The 16,688-nt window shown below is 62.6% G+C and carries 19 protein-coding genes; 11 read left to right on the top strand and 8 right to left on the bottom strand.

All coding sequences use genetic code 11. The features are described from left to right. Window positions 1-184 precede the first annotated feature (184 nt). Together NKI97_RS23965 and NKI97_RS23960 are read right to left on the bottom strand one after the other, a co-directional pair. Window positions 185-1,132, bottom strand: a complete 948-nt coding sequence (locus NKI97_RS23965; protein ID WP_352836930.1) for a glutaminase — start codon at window positions 1,130-1,132, stop codon at window positions 185-187. Between the two features lie 11 nt (window positions 1,133-1,143). Beyond that, the gene (locus NKI97_RS23960) at window positions 1,144-2,292 is read right to left on the bottom strand and encodes a pyridoxal phosphate-dependent aminotransferase (RefSeq protein ID WP_352836927.1); all 1,149 of its coding nucleotides are present in this window, start codon (window positions 2,290-2,292) and stop codon (window positions 1,144-1,146) included. A 145-nt stretch (window positions 2,293-2,437) separates the two neighbouring features. On the opposite strand from NKI97_RS23960, the gene NKI97_RS23955 reads away from it, so the two are divergent. The 6 genes from NKI97_RS23955 (at window position 2,438) to aat (ending at window position 7,785) form a co-directional block, all read left to right on the top strand. Then, complete coding sequence (locus NKI97_RS23955) at window positions 2,438-3,832, top strand: M48 family metalloprotease (protein ID WP_352748111.1); 1,395 nt, start codon at window positions 2,438-2,440, stop codon at window positions 3,830-3,832. Window positions 3,833-3,902: 70 nt separating this feature from the next. Further along, complete coding sequence (locus tag NKI97_RS23950; RefSeq protein WP_352451092.1) at window positions 3,903-4,706, top strand: DsbA family protein; 804 nt, start codon at window positions 3,903-3,905, stop codon at window positions 4,704-4,706. A 163-nt stretch (window positions 4,707-4,869) separates the two neighbouring features. Further along, complete coding sequence (aroQ, locus tag NKI97_RS23945) at window positions 4,870-5,304, top strand: type II 3-dehydroquinate dehydratase (protein WP_031211260.1); 435 nt, start codon at window positions 4,870-4,872, stop codon at window positions 5,302-5,304. 26 nt (window positions 5,305-5,330) lie between these two features. Beyond that, window positions 5,331-5,789: an acetyl-CoA carboxylase biotin carboxyl carrier protein gene (gene accB / locus NKI97_RS23940; protein WP_352451093.1), complete on the top strand. Its 459-nt coding sequence runs from the start codon at window positions 5,331-5,333 to the stop codon at window positions 5,787-5,789. 19 nt (window positions 5,790-5,808) lie between these two features. Further along, the gene (gene accC / locus NKI97_RS23935; protein ID WP_352451094.1) at window positions 5,809-7,152 is read left to right on the top strand and encodes an acetyl-CoA carboxylase biotin carboxylase subunit; all 1,344 of its coding nucleotides are present in this window, start codon (window positions 5,809-5,811) and stop codon (window positions 7,150-7,152) included. Window positions 7,153-7,167: 15 nt separating this feature from the next. Next, on the top strand, window positions 7,168-7,785 hold the full coding sequence (gene aat / locus NKI97_RS23930; protein WP_352570907.1) for a leucyl/phenylalanyl-tRNA--protein transferase: 618 nt from the start codon (window positions 7,168-7,170) through the stop codon (window positions 7,783-7,785). Between the two features lie 81 nt (window positions 7,786-7,866). Here aat and NKI97_RS23925 read toward each other — a convergent pair whose 3' ends face one another. The 4 genes from NKI97_RS23925 to NKI97_RS23910 all read right to left on the bottom strand — a co-directional run bounded on the left by NKI97_RS23925 (window position 7,867) and on the right by NKI97_RS23910 (window position 9,839). Further along, window positions 7,867-8,235 carry a hypothetical protein gene (locus NKI97_RS23925; protein ID WP_352836995.1) on the bottom strand — a complete coding sequence of 123 codons (369 nt, stop codon included), beginning with the start codon at window positions 8,233-8,235 and terminating at the stop codon, window positions 7,867-7,869. Window positions 8,236-8,323: 88 nt separating this feature from the next. Then, window positions 8,324-8,806: a DUF2155 domain-containing protein gene (locus NKI97_RS23920; protein WP_352451095.1), complete on the bottom strand. Its 483-nt coding sequence runs from the start codon at window positions 8,804-8,806 to the stop codon at window positions 8,324-8,326. Between the two features lie 157 nt (window positions 8,807-8,963). Then, complete coding sequence (locus NKI97_RS23915; protein ID WP_023674818.1) at window positions 8,964-9,362, bottom strand: NADH:ubiquinone oxidoreductase subunit NDUFA12; 399 nt, start codon at window positions 9,360-9,362, stop codon at window positions 8,964-8,966. Window positions 9,363-9,620: 258 nt separating this feature from the next. Then, the gene (locus NKI97_RS23910; protein WP_352836924.1) at window positions 9,621-9,839 is read right to left on the bottom strand and encodes a hypothetical protein; all 219 of its coding nucleotides are present in this window, start codon (window positions 9,837-9,839) and stop codon (window positions 9,621-9,623) included. 301 nt (window positions 9,840-10,140) lie between these two features. On the opposite strand from NKI97_RS23910, the gene NKI97_RS23905 reads away from it, so the two are divergent. The 5 genes from NKI97_RS23905 to NKI97_RS23885 all read left to right on the top strand — a co-directional run bounded on the left by NKI97_RS23905 (window position 10,141) and on the right by NKI97_RS23885 (window position 14,634). Continuing rightward, the gene (locus NKI97_RS23905) at window positions 10,141-10,779 is read left to right on the top strand and encodes a helix-turn-helix transcriptional regulator (protein WP_352836922.1); all 639 of its coding nucleotides are present in this window, start codon (window positions 10,141-10,143) and stop codon (window positions 10,777-10,779) included. 208 nt (window positions 10,780-10,987) lie between these two features. After that, on the top strand, window positions 10,988-12,388 hold the full coding sequence (locus tag NKI97_RS23900) for an ArnT family glycosyltransferase (protein WP_352836920.1): 1,401 nt from the start codon (window positions 10,988-10,990) through the stop codon (window positions 12,386-12,388). A gap of 94 nt (window positions 12,389-12,482) precedes the next feature. Further along, the gene (locus NKI97_RS23895; RefSeq protein ID WP_352472757.1) at window positions 12,483-12,782 is read left to right on the top strand and encodes a hypothetical protein; all 300 of its coding nucleotides are present in this window, start codon (window positions 12,483-12,485) and stop codon (window positions 12,780-12,782) included. Between the two features lie 147 nt (window positions 12,783-12,929). Further along, entirely contained in the window at window positions 12,930-14,141 is a 1,212-nt protein-coding gene (locus NKI97_RS23890) for a hypothetical protein (RefSeq protein WP_352836917.1), read from the top strand. 151 nt (window positions 14,142-14,292) lie between these two features. Further along, entirely contained in the window at window positions 14,293-14,634 is a 342-nt protein-coding gene (locus tag NKI97_RS23885) for a hypothetical protein (RefSeq protein WP_352501642.1), read from the top strand. 16 nt (window positions 14,635-14,650) lie between these two features. Here the strand turns inward: NKI97_RS23885 and NKI97_RS23880 are convergent, their stop codons facing one another. Together NKI97_RS23880 and gatB are read right to left on the bottom strand one after the other, a co-directional pair. Beyond that, the gene (locus NKI97_RS23880) at window positions 14,651-15,139 is read right to left on the bottom strand and encodes a GNAT family N-acetyltransferase (protein ID WP_352836914.1); all 489 of its coding nucleotides are present in this window, start codon (window positions 15,137-15,139) and stop codon (window positions 14,651-14,653) included. 1 nt (window position 15,140) lies between these two features. Beyond that, window positions 15,141-16,640, bottom strand: a complete 1,500-nt coding sequence (gene gatB, locus NKI97_RS23875; protein ID WP_352836911.1) for an Asp-tRNA(Asn)/Glu-tRNA(Gln) amidotransferase subunit GatB — start codon at window positions 16,638-16,640, stop codon at window positions 15,141-15,143. Window positions 16,641-16,688: the final 48 nt, after the last annotated feature.

Raw genomic sequence — 16,688 nt, 5'->3', positions numbered from 1 at the left:
AGCCAGACTTTCTGATTAAAAAAAAATCCCGCGCTGCCGATCGGCTGCGCGGGTTTTTTTGCCCCAATTCGGGCGACAGGCATCAGAGCGGCATGCATTCAAATTGAATGGGGCATTCCGCTCTAACTGTTTGTTTTGCCGCATTTGTGCGGACGCCAAATGATTCCATTTGGCTGCAAAATGCTTATGGCGCGAAGATCGACCAGTTCATCGTCTTCGCCAGTTTTTCCAACGCGATCGAGCCCAGCCTGGAATTGCCGTTGGCATTAAGGCCAGGCGACCAGACGGCAAGCGAGGCGACGCCCGGCACGATCCCCAATATGCCGCCGCCAACGCCGCTCTTGCCGGGAATGCCGACGCGGAAAGCGAAGTCGCCGGAGCCGTCATAGTGGCCGCAGGTCAGCATCATCGCGCCGATGCGGCGGGCGCGCTCTGCCGAGACGACGGAATGCCCGGTTGCCTGGTTCTTGCCGCCATTGGCAAGGAAGCGGCCAGCCAGGGCCAGTTGCCGGCGGCTCATGGCGATAGCGCAATGGTGGAAGTAAACGCCCAGCGCCAGTTCCGGCGCATGGTGGAGATTGCCGAACGCTTTCATGTAATTGGCAAGCGCGAAATTGCGAAAGCCGGTGGCGCGTTCGGACGCCGCGACCTCGCGGTCGATGATGATGGTGTCGTCATCGGCCAGGAACTGGATGAAGCGCAGGATCTCGCCGATCGCCTCGCGCGGCTGATGGCCGGCAAGCAGGATGTCCGAGACCACGATGGCGCCGGCATTGATGAATGGATTGCGCGGAATGCCGTTCTCGTGCTCGAGCTGGACGATCGAGTTAAACGGATTGCCCGAAGGTTCGCGCCCAACCCGCTGCCACAGCGCGTCGCCGACATTGCCGAGCGCCAGCGTCAGCGTGAACACCTTTGAGATGCTCTGGATCGAAAATGCCTCGTCGGCATCGCCTGCGGTCAGCATGCGGCCGTCATTGGTCACCGCGGCAATGCCGAATTTTTTCGGATCGATCTTGCCGAGCTGGGGGATATAGCTGGCGACGTCGCCGCGATCGGTACGCTCCGCCATTTCGGCAGCGACCTCGCGCAACGCATGTTCGAGTTGGGGCGCCTGATCAAACTCCAGCATCGTCGCCCCCGCTACTTCAGCCAGCGTTCGATACGCGCCATCGCCTCGACCATGTCGTCGTGGCTGCCGGCGTAGGAAAAGCGCATCGTGCGATGGCCTTGCAGCGGGTCGAAATCGCGGCCCGGCGTCGCCGCCACATGCGCCTCGGCAAGCATCCGGCGTGCAAACGCCATGCTGTCATTGGTGTGCCTGGTGACGTCGCAGAAGGCGTAGAACGCGCCGTCCATGGGCGCGGCCAAAGCAAAGCCGAGCTCCGGCAGGCGTTGCATCAGGAGCTCCCGGTTCCAGGCATAGCGCGCCTTCACCGCTTCCAGCTCTGGCGTCGCCTTGAATGCCTCGATCGCGGCAATCTGGGACAGTTCGGGCGGCGAGATGTAGAGGCTCTGGGCGATGCGCTCGACCGGCCGCACCAGTTCCTGCGGCAGCACCATCCAGCCGATGCGCCAGCCGGTCATGCAATAATATTTCGAGAAGGAATTGATCACCGTCACATCCGCGCCGAAAGCAAGCGCCGTCGTGTCGGGCGCCGCATAGGCCAGCCGGTGATAGATTTCGTCCGAGATGACGGCGATGCCGAGCTCTTGCGCCGTCTCGACCAGCGCCTCGAGATCGCCGGCGGGAATGACCGCGCCGGTCGGGTTGGCCGGGCTGGCGAACAGCACGCCCTTCAGCGGTTTTTCGCGATGCGCGGCTTGCAGGTGCTCGGCATGCAGATAGGCGGCGCCGTCCAACTCGATCTCGGCGATGTCGATGCCGAGCGCGGCCATGATGTTGCGATAGGCAGGATAGCCGGGCGCAGCGATGGCGATGCGGTCGCCTGGATCGAACATTGCCAGGAAAGCGAGGTTGAAGGCAGCCGACGATCCGGTGGTGACGGCTATCCGCTCGGGCGAAACATCAAGCCCGTAGTGCTCGCCATAATGCGCCGCGATCGCCTTGCGCAGGCCGGCGAGGCCTAGCGCGTCGGTATAGCCGATGCGGCCTGCTTTCAAGGCATTGGCCGCCGCTTCGCGAACCCCGGCCGGCGCCGGATCGGAAGGCTGGCCGACGGCCATGGAAACGACCGGCAGGCCCTTGGCTTTCAGCCGATTCGCCTCGGCCAGGATGTCCATGGCATGGAACGGTTCGACCGCGCCGCGGCGCGAAAGCGAAACAACCATTTTTCAATCCACCACATTTGTCCACACGTGCCGGCCATGCTGGCCGCGCCGCACAAATGCCCGATTGGTGTGGGGATCACAAGTTCGGTAAGTTTAGGCTGCCGACTTTTCATCCTTCGCCCACTCGTCTACCAGTGGACCTGCCATGTTGAGCCGACCCAAATCGACGATCGCCAGGACAGCGCGCGCCCTCGCGACGCTTTCGCTTGCCGCGGTGGTCGCCATGGCCGGCTCGGTCAATGCCTTTGCGCAGAATGTGCCGGTTGTGCGCGATGCCGAGATCGAGGCGCTGGTGCGCGATTACGCGCGGCCGATCTTCAAGGCGGCGGGCTTGTCGGGCGACGCCATCAACATCGTGCTGGTCAACGACCAGAGCTTCAACGCCTTTGTTGCCGGCCGCCGCCTGTTCATCAACACCGGCGCGCTGATGACGGCCGAAACGCCCAACGAGATCATTGGCGTCATTGCCCACGAGGCCGGCCATATCGCCGGCGGACACCAGCAGAAATTGCGAGAACAGCTCGAGCGCGCCAAGACGATGGCGATCCTGGCGACGCTGCTTGGCGCCGGCGCCATGGTGGCCGGCGCCACCAGCAACAGCCGCGGTCTCGCCGGCGCCGGCATGGGCGTGGTGGCCGGCGGCGGCGAGATGGCGCAACGCAGTATCCTCGCTTATCAGCGCACCGAAGAGATGACCGCCGACCGTTCGGCGATCACCTATCTCAATGCAACCGGCCAGTCCGGCATGGGCATGCTGAAGACGTTTGGCCGCTTCCAGAACGCATTGTCGCTCTCGGGCGCGCAAGTCGATCCCTACAGGATCAGCCATCCGATGCCGCAGGAGCGTATCGCCAATCTCGAAGTGCTGGTGAAGCAGAGCCCTTACGTCGACAAGGTGGACCCGCCGGCACTGCAGCAGCGCCACGACATGATGCGCATAAAGATCGCCGCCTACATGCAGGGCCAGGCGGCGGCGTCGCGATTGATGCGCAAGAACCCCGGCAGCGTCGCCTCACGCTATGGCGACGCGCAGATGACCTATCTGTTCGGCAATCTGGCGTCGGCGCTCACCAAGACCAACGCGTTGATCAAGGAACAGCCGAAAAATCCCTATTTCCAGGAATTACGCGGCGACATCCTGATGAAGGCGAACCGGCCGAAGGATGCGGCGGACGCCTATGCCAAGTCGGTCAGCCTCGATCCGGCGCGATCGGGGCTGCTGCCGGTCTCTTACGGCCAGGCGCTGATGGCGATCGGCACGCAGGATTCGCTGAAGAAGGCGGTGGCGCAGATCAACACCGGCCTCGGACGGGATCGCGAAAACGCCGCCGGATACCGCTATCTGGCACAGGCTTACGGGGAACTCGGCAACATCCCGGCCGCCGAGCTTGCAACCGCCGAAGGGCATTTCTATTCCGGCGACTACAAGAATGCGAAAATCTTCGCCATGCGGGCGCAGCAGAGCATGAAGCGGGGCGAGCCGGGCTGGCTTCGCGCGCAGGACATTATAAACTACGCACCATCAGGTAAGAAGAAGTGAACCTTTCGGACGCAGGCTGCGACACAGCCAAACCGGGCGGACCCGAACACAGGCAAGAGGATCGAGGATCATGACCAAGGCAATTCTGCTGGGCACTACCGGAGTGGCAGCGGCTCTCGCCATGCTGGCGTTCGGCTTCGTCGCCGGCAATCCGCAGACGGCGAAGGCCGGCACGGCACAGCTTGCCCAGACGACGTCCTCAGGTACCAAGCTCGACCGTGCCGAAGTCGAAGGCATCGTCCGCGACTATCTGCTGAAGAACCCGGAAGTGCTTCTGGAGGCCCAGCAGGCACTCGAGGCCAAGCAGAAGGAAGAACAGCGCGTCGCCAGTCTCGGCGTCATCAAAGACGCCAAGGACCAGATCTTCAATTCCTCATTCGACGGTGTTGTCGGCAATCCGAACGGCAAGGTCACCATCGTCGAATTCTATGATTATAATTGCGGCTACTGCAAACGCGCCATCGACGACATGCGCGCGCTGACCAAGGCCGATCCGGACCTGCGCTTCGTACTCAAGGAGTTCCCGATCCTCGGCCCGGATTCGCAGAAGGCGAGCGTCGTCTCGATGGCCTTCCATCTGATGAAGCCGGAGAAATACGGCGAATTCCACAATGCGCTGCTCGGCGGCCAGGGGCGCGCCACCGAGGCGGCGGCGATCAAGGTGGCGCTGTCGCTCGGCGCCGACGAGGCGGCGCTGCGCGAAAAGATGAAGGACCCGAGCATCACCGAGGCCTTCTCCAAGACCTATGACCTCGCCACCAAGCTCGCCATTACCGGAACGCCGTCCTATGTCGTCGGCAACGAGGTGGTGTTCGGCGCGCTTGGCCAGGAAGTGCTGGCCGAAAAGATCGAGGCGGCGAAGGCCGCGCTCTGATCGGCATTCGGGTTTCGATTAGGCTGCGGGTTTCCGGCACGGGCCGTTTTCCGGCTGTTGTGGACGGCGAAAGAACGCACTTGCGCTCTTTTCGCCAGCGTCTATGCCCATTATAGAGGGTCCGGCGCGCCGGCTTAGCCGCGCCGGGAAAGGTCGGCATTTTTTGAAAACGGTTTTCGTCCTGAACGGCCCCAATCTCAACGCGCTCGGCAAGCGCGAGCCGGGCATCTATGGCGGCAAGACGCTTGCCGCGATCGCCGACGACTGCAAGCAGGCAGGTGCCGCACTTGGGCTGGAGATCGATTTCCGCCAGTCGAACCATGAGGGCGACCTCGTCGACTGGATCCAGGAGGCCGCCGACAAGGCCGCCGCGATCGTCATCAATCCGGGCGCCTACGGCCATACCTCGATCGCCATTCACGATGCCATCCGCGCCGTCGCGCCGCTGCCGGTCGCTGAGGTGCATCTCTCCAACATCCACGCGCGGGAACCATTCCGCCACGTCTCCATGGTCGCGCCGGTCGCCGTCGGCATGATCTGCGGGTTCGGGCCGCTCGGCTACACGCTGGCGCTGCAGGCGCTGGCTGCACGCCTATGACCGGCCAACAAACAGAAGGCTCGAAAATGTCGATAAAGAAGAACGGTGTTGACCAGCAGCTGATCCGCGATCTGGCGGGCATACTGAACGACACCAACCTGACCGAGATCGAGGTCGAGCTGGGCGATCTGAAGGTGCGCGTCTCGCGGCAGGCGCCGGCCGTCCATGCCGTCGCCGCAGCTCAGCCGGCCTATGCCCCGGCAGCCGCGCAGCCCGCGGCAGCGGCCGCCCCGGCGACGCCCGACTTGTCAAAGAACGCCGTCGCCTCGCCAATGGTCGGCACCGCCTATCTGGCACCGTCGCCCGACGCCAGGCCGTTCATCGAAATCGGCCAGAAGGTCAAGGAAGGCCAGACGCTGCTGATCATCGAAGCAATGAAGACGATGAACCAGATCCCCTCGCCGCGCGCCGGCACGGTGACGGCGATCCTGTTTGAAGATGCGCAGCCGGTCGAATATGGCATGCCGCTCGTCGTGATCGAGTAGAGCCGGGAACAGGCGAAAGATGTTCCAGAAAATCCTCATCGCCAATCGCGGCGAAATCGCCCTCAGGGTGCTGCGCGCCTGCAAGGAGCTCGGCATCCAGACGGTGGTGGTGCATTCGACCGCCGACGCCGACGCCATGCACGTGCGTCTCGCCGACGAGAGCGTCTGCATCGGCCCGCCGCCGTCGCGCGACAGCTATCTCAACATCCACCAGATCGTCGCCGCCTGCGAGATCACCGGCGCCGACGCGGTGCATCCCGGCTACGGTTTCCTGTCGGAGAACGCCAAGTTCGCCGACATCCTCGCCGCGCACAACATCACCTTCATCGGCCCGACCGGCGACCATATCCGCATCATGGGTGACAAGATCGAGGCCAAGCGTACCGCAAAACGCCTCGGCATTCCCGTGGTGCCCGGCTCCGACGGCGCGGTCACCGAGGACAAGGAAGCCAAGCGCATTGCCGCCGTGATCGGCTACCCCGTAATCATCAAGGCGTCGGCCGGCGGCGGCGGGCGCGGCATGAAAGTGGCGCGTAGCGAGGCCGATCTCGAGGTGGCGCTGCAGACGGCACGCTCGGAGGCGGGTGCGGCCTTCGGCGACGACGCAGTCTATATCGAGAAATATCTGCAGAAGCCGCGCCATATCGAAGTGCAGGTGTTCGGCGACGGCGCCGGGCGCGGCGTGCATTTCGGCGAGCGCGACTGCTCGCTGCAGCGTCGCCACCAGAAGGTCTGGGAAGAAGCGCCCTCGCCGGCGCTCAATGCCGAGGAGCGCGCGCATATTGGCGGCGTCTGCGCCAGGGCGATCGCCGATCTCGGCTATTCCGGCGCCGGCACCATCGAATTCCTCTATGAGGACGGCGAGTTCTATTTCATCGAGATGAACACGCGCCTGCAGGTCGAACATCCGGTGACCGAGGCGATTACCGGCATCGACCTCGTGCACGAGCAGATCCGCGTCGCCTCGGGCGGCGGACTTTCGGTGCGCCAGGAGGACATCCGCTTCCACGGCCATGCCATCGAATGCCGCATCAATGCCGAGGATCCGCGCACCTTCACCCCCTCGCCGGGCACCATCACCCATTTCCACACGCCGGGCGGCCTCGGCATCCGTGTCGATTCCGGCGTCTATTCCGGCTATAAGATCCCGCCCTACTACGACAGCCTGATCGGCAAGCTGATCGTGCATGGCCGCAACCGCGTCGAATGCATGATGCGGCTGCGGCGCGCGCTCGACGAATTCGTCGTCGACGGCATCAAGACGACGCTGCCACTGTTTCGCGACCTCGTTGGCAACGCCGACATCGCTAATGGCGACTACGATATCCACTGGCTGGAAAAATACCTGGCCGAAGGCGAGTGACACAGGGGCGAAGCGATGACCCGTCCCTACGCACCCGGTTATCGCATCCCGACCGACCTTTTGCTCAAAGCCTATGCCTCCGGCGTCTTCCCGATGGCCGAAAATGCCAATGACCCCGAAGTGTTCTGGGTGCGGCCGGAGACGCGCGGCATCATTCCGCTCGACGGGTTCCACATACCGAAAAGCCTGAGAAAGACCATCCGCAAGGACCTGTTCGAGTTCCGCATCGATTTCGATTTCGAGGCGACGATCGATGCCTGCGCAGAAAGGCGCGAGGAACGGCGGTCGACCTGGATCAACGCACCGATCCGCGAAGCCTATATCGAGCTGCATCGGATGGGCCATTGCCATTCGGTCGAGGCCTGGCACAACGACCGATTGGTCGGGGGGCTCTACGGCGTATCGCTCGGCCGCGTGTTCTTCGGCGAGAGCATGTTCGCCAGGGAGACCGACGCGTCAAAGGCCTGCCTGGTTCACCTCGTCGAACGCCTGAAGGCGCGTGGCTTTGCACTGCTCGATACGCAGTTCACCACCGAGCATCTCAAACGCTTCGGTGCAATCGACGTGCCGCGCGGCAAGTACGAGAAGATGCTGGCCGAGGCGCTGAAGGGCGAGGCCGTGTTTTTTCCATAACCTGGAATGGTTCATCGTTTCACAGAAACGCAATTCCGGACGGAAAGCCGTTCACATTTCCTGGAATGCTCTTGCGGCCGGTCAGCCTTTTGCTGCCGTCACCAGCGGCGTCTGTGCGTGGAACATCATCTTCCAGCCATTGACGCGGTGGACATAGCCGGTGCTGACCAGCGCCGCATAGGCTTCGCCATCTTGCCGCGTCGCACGCGCCTCGTAGGTCAGCATGACGATGTCGCTGCCCGGCTCGATGATGCCCTTGAGGTCGATGTCGAGATCGCGCCAGCGGTTCGGGTCCGTGGCAGTTGCGGCCAGTTCGGTATTGCTCATCACCCGCGCCATCTGCGGGAAGGCCACCAGGCAGTCGGTATCGGCATTGGCCTTGAAATAGTCGGCACCGCCGCTCCAGAATCCCCTTTCGATGTCGAGAAGTTCGTTCTTGTTGGCCATCATCATGGCAACCTCCTCCGTAGAGAGGCACCAACGCTCGGGCAACGCGGCGGTTCCGCAGGGCGCGGTATCCGCCGCGCACTGACAGATTCTAGTTGGTTTTGGGGGCGGCGGGTGCCGGCACGTCGGACTTCTGCTTGCAGCCCTTCAGCCAGATATCATAGACGGCATGCTCGACGGCGTTGATCCCGGGGCTTTCGGCAAACATCCAGCCGGTGAAGATACGGCGTATCTTCCGGTCGAGCGTAATCTCGTCGACCTCGACGAACGAATCCGTCTTCGGCTCTTCGTTTTCGGGCCGCGAATAGCAGATGCGCGGCGTCACCTGCAAAGCGCCGAACTGCACCGTCTCGTCGATATAAACATCGAAGGTGATGATACGGCCGGTGATCTTGTCGATGCCGGCGAATTCAGCGACGGGATTGGTGATGCGCTCGGACACTGCCGGTGCTGCAGGCGCCACCGACGCGTCCGGCGCAGGCGGCGCCAATTCCTGCGCAGCAGCGAGCGCCACCATAGAAGCGAGAACGACCGCGGTTAATCCGCCCGTCAAAATTCGGCTGAACATGCTCATGCAAGGTCCGGTGGTTTGCGCCCGGGGTGATTCTCTTAACGCCAAGGCTAGTTGCTGCTGTCGGATCAGCAAACAGCTAAACAGCAATTGTGGCGACAAAGGACCGCCCTCGTGGGGACCGCCCCCGTGGGGACCGCGCGCGTGTCGCGGCGATCGATCACGAACCAGGCGTCCAGGCGTCGTAGTCGCCCGTCACCTGCGGACGATGCTGGTTGGTCAGCACCGAGCCTTTCGGGCGATAGGCCGCGGGGCTGCCGGTGAGGTTCGGCACATGCGGCTTTTGCCAGTCGCGTGGCTTGTAGTCTTCGCTTGGCGGCGCAACGTCGACACGATGATGGATCCAGCCATGCCAGCCGGGCGGAATCGCCGAGGCTTCCGAATAGTCGCGGTAGATGACCCAGCGACGGGTGCGGCCTTCCGAATCGACGCCGCCCTCATAATAGACGTTGCCGACCTCGTCCTGCCCGACCTTCTTGCCATGCCGCCAGGTGTGGAAGCGCGTTCCCAATGTCTGGCTGTTCCACCAGGTGAAAAACTGCAGAAGGAAAGTTTTCATGCAAATCCTCGTGGCAAGTCCTTGTGGCAAGTCCTCGCGGCGGCTGCGGCGCCTGTTCCTGCTTATGGCGTCACGGCATTGCGAAGGCAAGGGTCTTGCCGCAACAGGCGAGCAAATGGCTGACGGGAAAGCGATACGTTCATGCTATTTTCGCGGCCGTCCGAAGCAGATGAAATAGGTTGTTGGCAACCTTAGGCAGCGTTATTCTAGCAGTTGAAGCTTCGTTGCCTCAAGGACGGCAAATGAGAGGGGCTCATGTCATCGCTGGCGGGCACGGCCGGTCGCGCATTGCCGCAGGTCGTTGAGGCGATCTACGATTCGATTGCCGACGTCGACCGCTGGCAGGCGACACTCGAGGCCATCTGCAATCTGGCGGAAGGCCAGCTTGCCATGCTCGCCGTCATCGACACGATCAGCAGCTCCGCGCGATTTTCGGTGTCCTGCGGCGATCCCGCAGTTCTTGAGCCGTTGAAGCATGACTACGGCTCGCAAGTGCCGTTCTATGCGGCGGTTCCCAAGATGGAGATCGACGTGCCGTTCACCGTCGATTCGATCTACGCCCTGCAAGGCCCGGATACGCGACAGAGATGGCTCGAAAGCCGCATCGTGCGCGAATGGGTGCAACCCAACCGCCTGGACGATTTCTTCTGGGTGGCGTTGATGAAGCGGCCGACCCGGATCGGCACGTTGATGGTGGTGACCGATAAGGACAGGCGCCAGATTTCCCGCGAGGATCTCGAGCTTGTCAGCCTAACTGGCACCGCATGTGCGGCGCGCGGTGACCATCGGCGACCTGTTCGAAGCCGAGCGGCGCAAGGCCGAAATCTTCCGTTCCATCATCGAAAGCCTCGACCATCCGGTGCTGATCGTGGCCGAAGACATGACCATCATCTTCGCCAACCCGTCAGCCGAAGCGCTGCTCGCCGAAAACATCTCGGTCGCTTGCGTGCGCGGACAGCTTTCCTTCACCTATGCCAACGCCAACGCCGCGATCGGCCGTGCCGTCCAGCTCGGCACGCGCGACGAATTCGCGCTCGGACCTTGCGGCATCAATATTCCCCTGGCCAGGACGGTCGTTCCGGCAGTGGCCCATGTCATGCCGCTGGCGCGGCGTGAAATCTCGGCGCGCATCTCGCAACGCGCCGCCGCAGCGATCTTCATCGCCGCGGCCGGTTCGACACCGACCCCGGCGCTGGACGCCATTGCGGCGCTGTTCGGACTGACCGCGGCAGAAAGGCGAGTCGCCGGTCACGTTGCCGCCGGCCTGACGCGAAAGGAAATTGCCGCGGCCGGCGGCGTCTCGGACGGCACCGTCAAGTCGCAGCTGGCGACGATCTTCGACAAGACCGGTACCGGCGATCAGCGCGAGCTCGAACTGTTGATGCGCGAATTGTCACCGCCGTTGCGCTCCAGTTGATTTTGCTCAGGTTCCCCGGACCGGCAGCGGTCCAAAAGACTCGGCCGGTAAGTTTTTCAAACCTTTGACACCATCGTCCGCAAAATCTGGGAAACGAAACCGGCATCGTTGCAATTCGGCCAAAATCATGGTGCGGTCGTTCGCGGTCCAGAAACGCGGCACTATGCTCGGCTGGAACGAAAATGGTTTCTGGCGCGGATCTCGATCTTTGACACCGACATCTACCGAGCGGCTGCTCCCCTACCTCTTTCTGCTTGGGCTGATCGTAATCGCGGTCGCTTTCCGGCCACTGCTGCCCGTCGACGAAACGCGATATCTCAGCGTCACCTGGGAAATGTATCTGAGCGGACAGATCTTCGTCCCGACGATGAATTTCGCGCCCTATCTGCAGAAGCCGCCACTGCTGTTTTGGCTGATCGACCTTGTCTGGAACATTTTCGGCGCCAGCCGGCCGGCGGCGATGCTGGTCATCTTCGCCGCCTCCTCGCTCGTCATCTGGCTGACGACGGCGTTGGCAAAGACCCTGTTTCCGGGCCGCGACGACATCGCTCGGCGCATCCCCTGGCTGGTTGCCGGAAGCAGCGTGTTCGTCATCTATTCGACGCTGATCCTGTTCGACCTGTTGCTGACGGTCTTTGTGCTCGCCGCGCTGTTGTCGTTGATTGCCTTTGCCCGCAGCGGCAACCGCTGGCAGGCCGTTCTGGCCGGGCTGTTCATCGGCACGGGCGTGCTGACGAAAGGCCCGGTGATGCTGATCCATATCGGCGCGCCCATCGTGTTCTACCCGTTCTGGCGCGACCGGCGGGCGGGACTGACGACACCGAACTTCCTCGCTGGAGTGGGCCTGGCCCTGCTCGCCGCGCTGATTCCGGTGGCGATCTGGCTGGTGCCGGCGACCATCCTGACAAAAGGCAATTTCGTCTACGATCTCGTCTGGAACCAGTCGGCGGGGCGTGTCACCGGCAATTTGCGCAATTCGCATGGCCGGCCGTTCTATTTCTATCTGCTGCTGCTGCCCGTCATGTTCATACCGTGGATCTTCATACCCGAGATGTGGCGGTTGAAGCTGCTCACGCGGATAGGCAGCCTGATCGACGCGAAGTCGCCGGATCTGCGCGCCTTGCGCCTGCTGTCATTCTCGTTCGTTGCCGTGTTTCTGGTGTTCAGCGCGATATCCGGCAAGCAGCCTCATTATGTCGTGCCGATGTTGCCGTTCGTGGTCATCCTGTTCGGCTATTTCATGGCGGAGATCCCGCTCGCCAGGCTGAAGAGCTCGGCCATCGTCATGCTTGTCATTTTCGGCATTGGCCACGCGGTGGCATCGGCAACCGCGTTCAAACGCTATGATCTGACGCCGCTCGCCAACTTCATCGACGAGCGAAAGGATGCGGACTGGGCCGTGGCTTTCGACTATCAGGGCGAAGTCGGCTTCCTGGCCCGGTTGCAAAAGCCGTTCGAAAGCACCGACAAACCGGAAGAATGGCTTGGCTCGCATCCCAGCGGCTATGTCATCGACAAGGTTTCCAAGGATCCCGGCACTGCAGGGCAAATCGCGTTCCGGCTTCGCGTCGAACGCGGCTATCTCGTCGTGCTGAAGGGACAGCATTGACGATCGTCACCAGTATGCGAGTTCGTCCCCCGCGCGGGAGATGAAGGCGTTGCTGCTTCGTGGTTCCATCGCTCGATAGAACCGGGAGGTATTCATGCGCAAGCTCATCTCGACGACGCTTTTTGCCGTATCGCTCGCTGTGGCCGGCCTTGCCGCCGATCCGGCATGGAGCTTCAAATGTCAGTCCGGAACGATTGGGCAAGGCAGTTGCTCCTGCTCCGGGACCGCCGACTGCACCGATATGCGGCATTCGAAAATGTGCAAGGGCGACCTGAACTGCGGTTCGGGCAAATGCTCCTGCACGGCCGCATTGGTAGTCGACCCCGGCCCGAAAACCCCCAAGCCCAAGGTCGTCGCGCCGATGGCGACAACCAAAGGCGTCGTGAAGCAGTAGATATCCAATCCGAAAGGACGGCGGCTCGACGTCGCTGGGCCGGCCCGATGTTTCGCGGTTCGTCCCCCATGCGGGCGATGAACCGCTGTCGAAGAAATGGTGTTGTCTAGCCGGAGGGTGGTTTCCAACCGAAAGAGCGAGGATACCATGTTGAAAACCTGCACGATGCTGTTCTTCTGCCTGATGGCGGCCGCCGCGGCCGCCCAGCCGCCGCCGTCGGGGCCGCCGGTTCCCAGTGCGGCACTTGCCCCATGCAACGCCACACAATCGAACAGGCCCTGCAAAGCCGAACTCGGCGTGTTCCTGATCACCAACACCGTCCGCAACCTGGCGCAAGCCAAGGTCGACGCCACCAACGCACAGCTGGCCGCCCAGGGACGATCGTCACGCGCATCGATCGAATCGCTGAAGCAATGGCGGCCGTCGCGCTTTGCGACGCAGATGCTGAACCAGCCGAACAGCTGGTTTGTCAAAGTTCCTTACATCCTGACCATCAAAGTCTCGATCCCGGTGACCTCCGACCGCCACATCGGCATTCCCATAGACGTCAACGTCTTCTGCAGCGGCTGGCAGACCGATTCCAGCCAGGTCATCATCCGCTCGCAACCCGGCCCGGCGAGCTTCGAGGGCGGCAACATCCTCGAAGACGTTTTCAACGTCGGCAATTACATCGACGCTCAGGTACGCAGCTCGTTTTCGGCACCCCTGCCGGTGACGACGCCGGTTCCAAATTCGAAATGCTCGGCAATAGACGGCTCCGATGCCGGCACGCAGGCCACCGGCGATGATCTCATCTTCTGGACGGTGCCGCGGCGCAACCTGGTGGTGACGGACGCCATAGCCAAGCCGACGGTTGAAGTGACCTTCGACAGCCTCACACGCCTGCCAGCCCGCGACTTCCACAACAGTGTCGTCTATGCGGAATCCGAGGCCATAAACCTCAACGTCTATGCCAATGAGGATGGCCGTCAGAAGGCGCTGACGATGCGCGAAGGCGACGTGGCTGCGCTGAACGTTCCCGCAGTACGGCTGGACGCGCGAAAATACGATTCGCTGGTCGTCATCGGCAATGTCGACCAGCCGCCGAACGACCCCAGAGACAGCGCCTTCGCAGTAGCGGCCAAGACTGCGGGATTCGGTGCCGGTTCCAACATCATGCAGATCCCGAAGTGGTATTCGAGGCCGCCGGACCAGTTCAATCCCAAGCCTACATGGATCAGAGTTCCCGGCTATGAGCTGCACTATACGGTACGCTATCTCAACAGCGGCGGGCTGGCCGTCGATGGTGGAACCAGTACGGTCCGGCCTCCAAAAGTCGCCGTTCCGATAGAGACGCTCATCAAGCCGAAAACGCCCTGACGCGGCCGCTCGCGGATGACGGCGGCGGTTCAGACCGCTACCGCCTTCCCCCGCGCGGCAGATGCGGCAGCACCGGCATCATGGCCTGATCTTGCCGGAACAAACGCGCCGCTGCGCCACGAGCGAGCGGCGCCATCGATGGAGACAAACGATGCAGCACCTTCCCCTCACCATGCCCGCCGTCAGGATCATTGCGGCAATCTCGCTGCTTGCCTTCCCGAACTTCCTGCCGCCGGTCACGAGCCCGGCGAACGCGCTGCCGGTCAGCCAATCCTGCCGGATCACCACCTATTACAAGACTGCGGCAAAGGCGACGGAGGTTGGCGTGCGCTCGACGTGCCAGGGCGTCAAAAAATGGGGCGTCACCTCGAAATATTACGAGGTGGAAAAAATCGAAGCCGCCACGCCCCCGCACACGTCGGGCGGCGGCGGCAGCCTGCCGTGCGAGTTTCTCGCTGCCGGCTGCTCCAACCTGCCTGAGAAACGCAACTGAGCGCCAGGCAAACGAGCTAGCCGATCGCCTTCTCCAAAACCAGCGCCGGCAATCCCGAGGCGCCGCCGCAATCGGCCGTGTTGCCGGCGGGCAAGAACCCCCTCGAGCGGTAGAAGGCGACAGCCGGAGCATTTGCTTCCTCGACCTCGACACGCAGCGTCCGGGCCTCCGGAAAGCTGGCCTCGATCTCGTCCAGCAGCGCCTGGCCGATGCCTTGCCTCTGCCAGGCCGGATGCACGTAAAGCTGGTTCAGCATGACGATCCCGGCATCCGTGGTAGCGGCGGCGAAAGCCATGCCGCCGATGTTTTTGCCGTCGTCGGCGACCAGGAACTCCGAGTTGGGCCGCATCAGCCGTGCTTTGAGCGCGGCGACAGAATGCCATTCATCGGTGATTTCGGTGACCCGCGGCCCGCCGTAGATGGCATCATAGGTGGCATGCCATGTCTCGACCAGCAATGCGCGCACCGCCGCAAGATCTCGCTCGCCAGCGGTGCGGACGAACATCCTACTCGATCCCGAGCCTGGCCTTGACCAGCTCGTTGACCGCCTGCGGGTTGGCCTTGCCGCCGGTCGCCTTCATCACCTGGCCGACGAACCAGCCGGCCATGGTCGGCTTGGCGCGCGCCTGTTCGACCTTGTCCGGGTTGGCCGCGATCACCTCGTCAACCGCCTTTTCGATGGCGCCGGTATCGGTGACCTGCTTCATGCCGCGGCTTTCGACCAGCTGACGCGGATCGCCGCCCTCGTTCCAGACGATCTCGAACAGATCCTTGGCGATCTTGCCGGAGATGGTGCCTTCCTTGATCAGATCGATGACCGCGCCGAGCTGATCGGGCGAAACCGGAGCATTTTCAATACTCTTGCCGGCTCTGTTCAACGCACCCAGCAAATCGTTGATGACCCAGTTGGCGGCAAGCTTGCCATCGCGACCAGCGGCCACCTTCTCGAAATAGTCGGCGACCGCCTTTTCCGATACCAGGATCGAGGCGTCGTAGGTCGACAGGCCGAGCGAGGTGATCAGCCGCGCCTTTTTCGCGTCGGGAAGTTCCGGCAGGTCCTTTGCCAACTCGTCGATATAGGCCTGGTCGAATTCCAGCGGCAGAAGGTCGGGATCGGGGAAATAGCGGTAGTCGTGCGCTTCTTCCTTGGAACGCATCGAGCGCGTTTCGCCCTTGTTGGGGTCGAACAGCCGCGTTTCCTGGTCGATCTTGCCGCCGTCCTCCAGGATGGCGATCTGGCGGCGCGCCTCGTAGTCGATGGCCTGGCCGATGAAACGGATGGAGTTGACGTTCTTGATCTCGCAGCGCGTGCCGAATTCGCCGCCGGGCCGGCGCACCGAGACGTTGACGTCGGCGCGCAGCGAGCCTTCGTCCATATTGCCGTCGCACGTGCCGAGGTAGCGCACGATGGTGCGCAGCTTGGTGACACAGGCCTTGGCTTCATCGGCGGAGCGCATATCCGGCTTGGAGACGATCTCCATCAGCGCCACGCCGGAGCGGTTGAGATCGACATAGGACATCGTCGCATGCTGGTCGTGCATCGACTTGCCGGCGTCCTGCTCCAGGTGCAGGCGCTCGATGCCGACCTCGATGTCCTCGAATTCGCCCTGCCGGTCCGGGCCGACCGAGACGATCACCTTCCCCTCGCCGACGATCGGCTGCTTGAACTGCGAGATCTGGTAGCCCTGCGGCAGGTCGGGATAGAAATAGTTTTTCCTGTCGAAGACCGATTTGTGGTTGATCTCGGCCTTCAGGCCCAGCCCGGTGCGGATCGCCTGCTTGACGCATTCCTCGTTGATGACCGGCAGCATGCCGGGCATCGCCGCGTCGACCAGGCTGACATTGGCGTTGGGCGCGGCGCCGAAAATGGTCGAGGCGCCGGAAAACAGCTTTGCCTGCGAGGTCACCTGCGCGTGGACCTCGAGGCCGATGATGATCTCCCAGTCGCCGGTGGCGCCGGGAACCAGGCGCTTGGCGTCGGGCGTGCGGGTGTCGATAATGCTCATAAGGGCCTGCATACTGAAATTGCGGATATGCCAGAACGCATATTTTGC

Source organism: Mesorhizobium sp. M0296 (genome assembly GCF_040321675.1).
Taxonomy (GTDB): domain Bacteria; phylum Pseudomonadota; class Alphaproteobacteria; order Rhizobiales; family Rhizobiaceae; genus Mesorhizobium.
This window is presented reverse-complemented; position numbering and strand designations above follow the sequence as displayed.

What these genes read in the sequence shown, in the direction of transcription:
- NKI97_RS23910 (WP_352836924.1), bottom strand. Translation starts at nt 9,839, where the DNA reads ATGCTTCAACGGCTCAAGAACTGCGGGATCGCCGCAGGACACCGAAAA.
- NKI97_RS23925 (WP_352836995.1), bottom strand. Translation starts at nt 8,235, where the DNA reads ATGATGGCCAACAAGAACGAACTTCTCGACATCGAAAGGGGATTCTGG.
- NKI97_RS23955 (WP_352748111.1), top strand. Translation starts at nt 2,438, where the DNA reads ATGTTGAGCCGACCCAAATCGACGATCGCCAGGACAGCGCGCGCCCTC.
- NKI97_RS23965 (WP_352836930.1), bottom strand. Translation starts at nt 1,132, where the DNA reads ATGCTGGAGTTTGATCAGGCGCCCCAACTCGAACATGCGTTGCGCGAG.
- NKI97_RS23895 (WP_352472757.1), top strand. Translation starts at nt 12,483, where the DNA reads ATGCGCAAGCTCATCTCGACGACGCTTTTTGCCGTATCGCTCGCTGTG.
- accB (WP_352451093.1), top strand. Translation starts at nt 5,331, where the DNA reads ATGTCGATAAAGAAGAACGGTGTTGACCAGCAGCTGATCCGCGATCTG.
- NKI97_RS23890 (WP_352836917.1), top strand. Translation starts at nt 12,930, where the DNA reads ATGTTGAAAACCTGCACGATGCTGTTCTTCTGCCTGATGGCGGCCGCC.
- NKI97_RS23880 (WP_352836914.1), bottom strand. Translation starts at nt 15,139, where the DNA reads ATGTTCGTCCGCACCGCTGGCGAGCGAGATCTTGCGGCGGTGCGCGCA.
- NKI97_RS23950 (WP_352451092.1), top strand. Translation starts at nt 3,903, where the DNA reads ATGACCAAGGCAATTCTGCTGGGCACTACCGGAGTGGCAGCGGCTCTC.
- NKI97_RS23960 (WP_352836927.1), bottom strand. Translation starts at nt 2,292, where the DNA reads ATGGTTGTTTCGCTTTCGCGCCGCGGCGCGGTCGAACCGTTCCATGCC.
- aat (WP_352570907.1), top strand. Translation starts at nt 7,168, where the DNA reads ATGACCCGTCCCTACGCACCCGGTTATCGCATCCCGACCGACCTTTTG.
- NKI97_RS23885 (WP_352501642.1), top strand. Translation starts at nt 14,293, where the DNA reads ATGCAGCACCTTCCCCTCACCATGCCCGCCGTCAGGATCATTGCGGCA.
- NKI97_RS23920 (WP_352451095.1), bottom strand. Translation starts at nt 8,806, where the DNA reads ATGAGCATGTTCAGCCGAATTTTGACGGGCGGATTAACCGCGGTCGTT.
- accC (WP_352451094.1), top strand. Translation starts at nt 5,809, where the DNA reads ATGTTCCAGAAAATCCTCATCGCCAATCGCGGCGAAATCGCCCTCAGG.
- NKI97_RS23915 (WP_023674818.1), bottom strand. Translation starts at nt 9,362, where the DNA reads ATGAAAACTTTCCTTCTGCAGTTTTTCACCTGGTGGAACAGCCAGACA.
- gatB (WP_352836911.1), bottom strand. Translation starts at nt 16,640, where the DNA reads ATGAGCATTATCGACACCCGCACGCCCGACGCCAAGCGCCTGGTTCCC.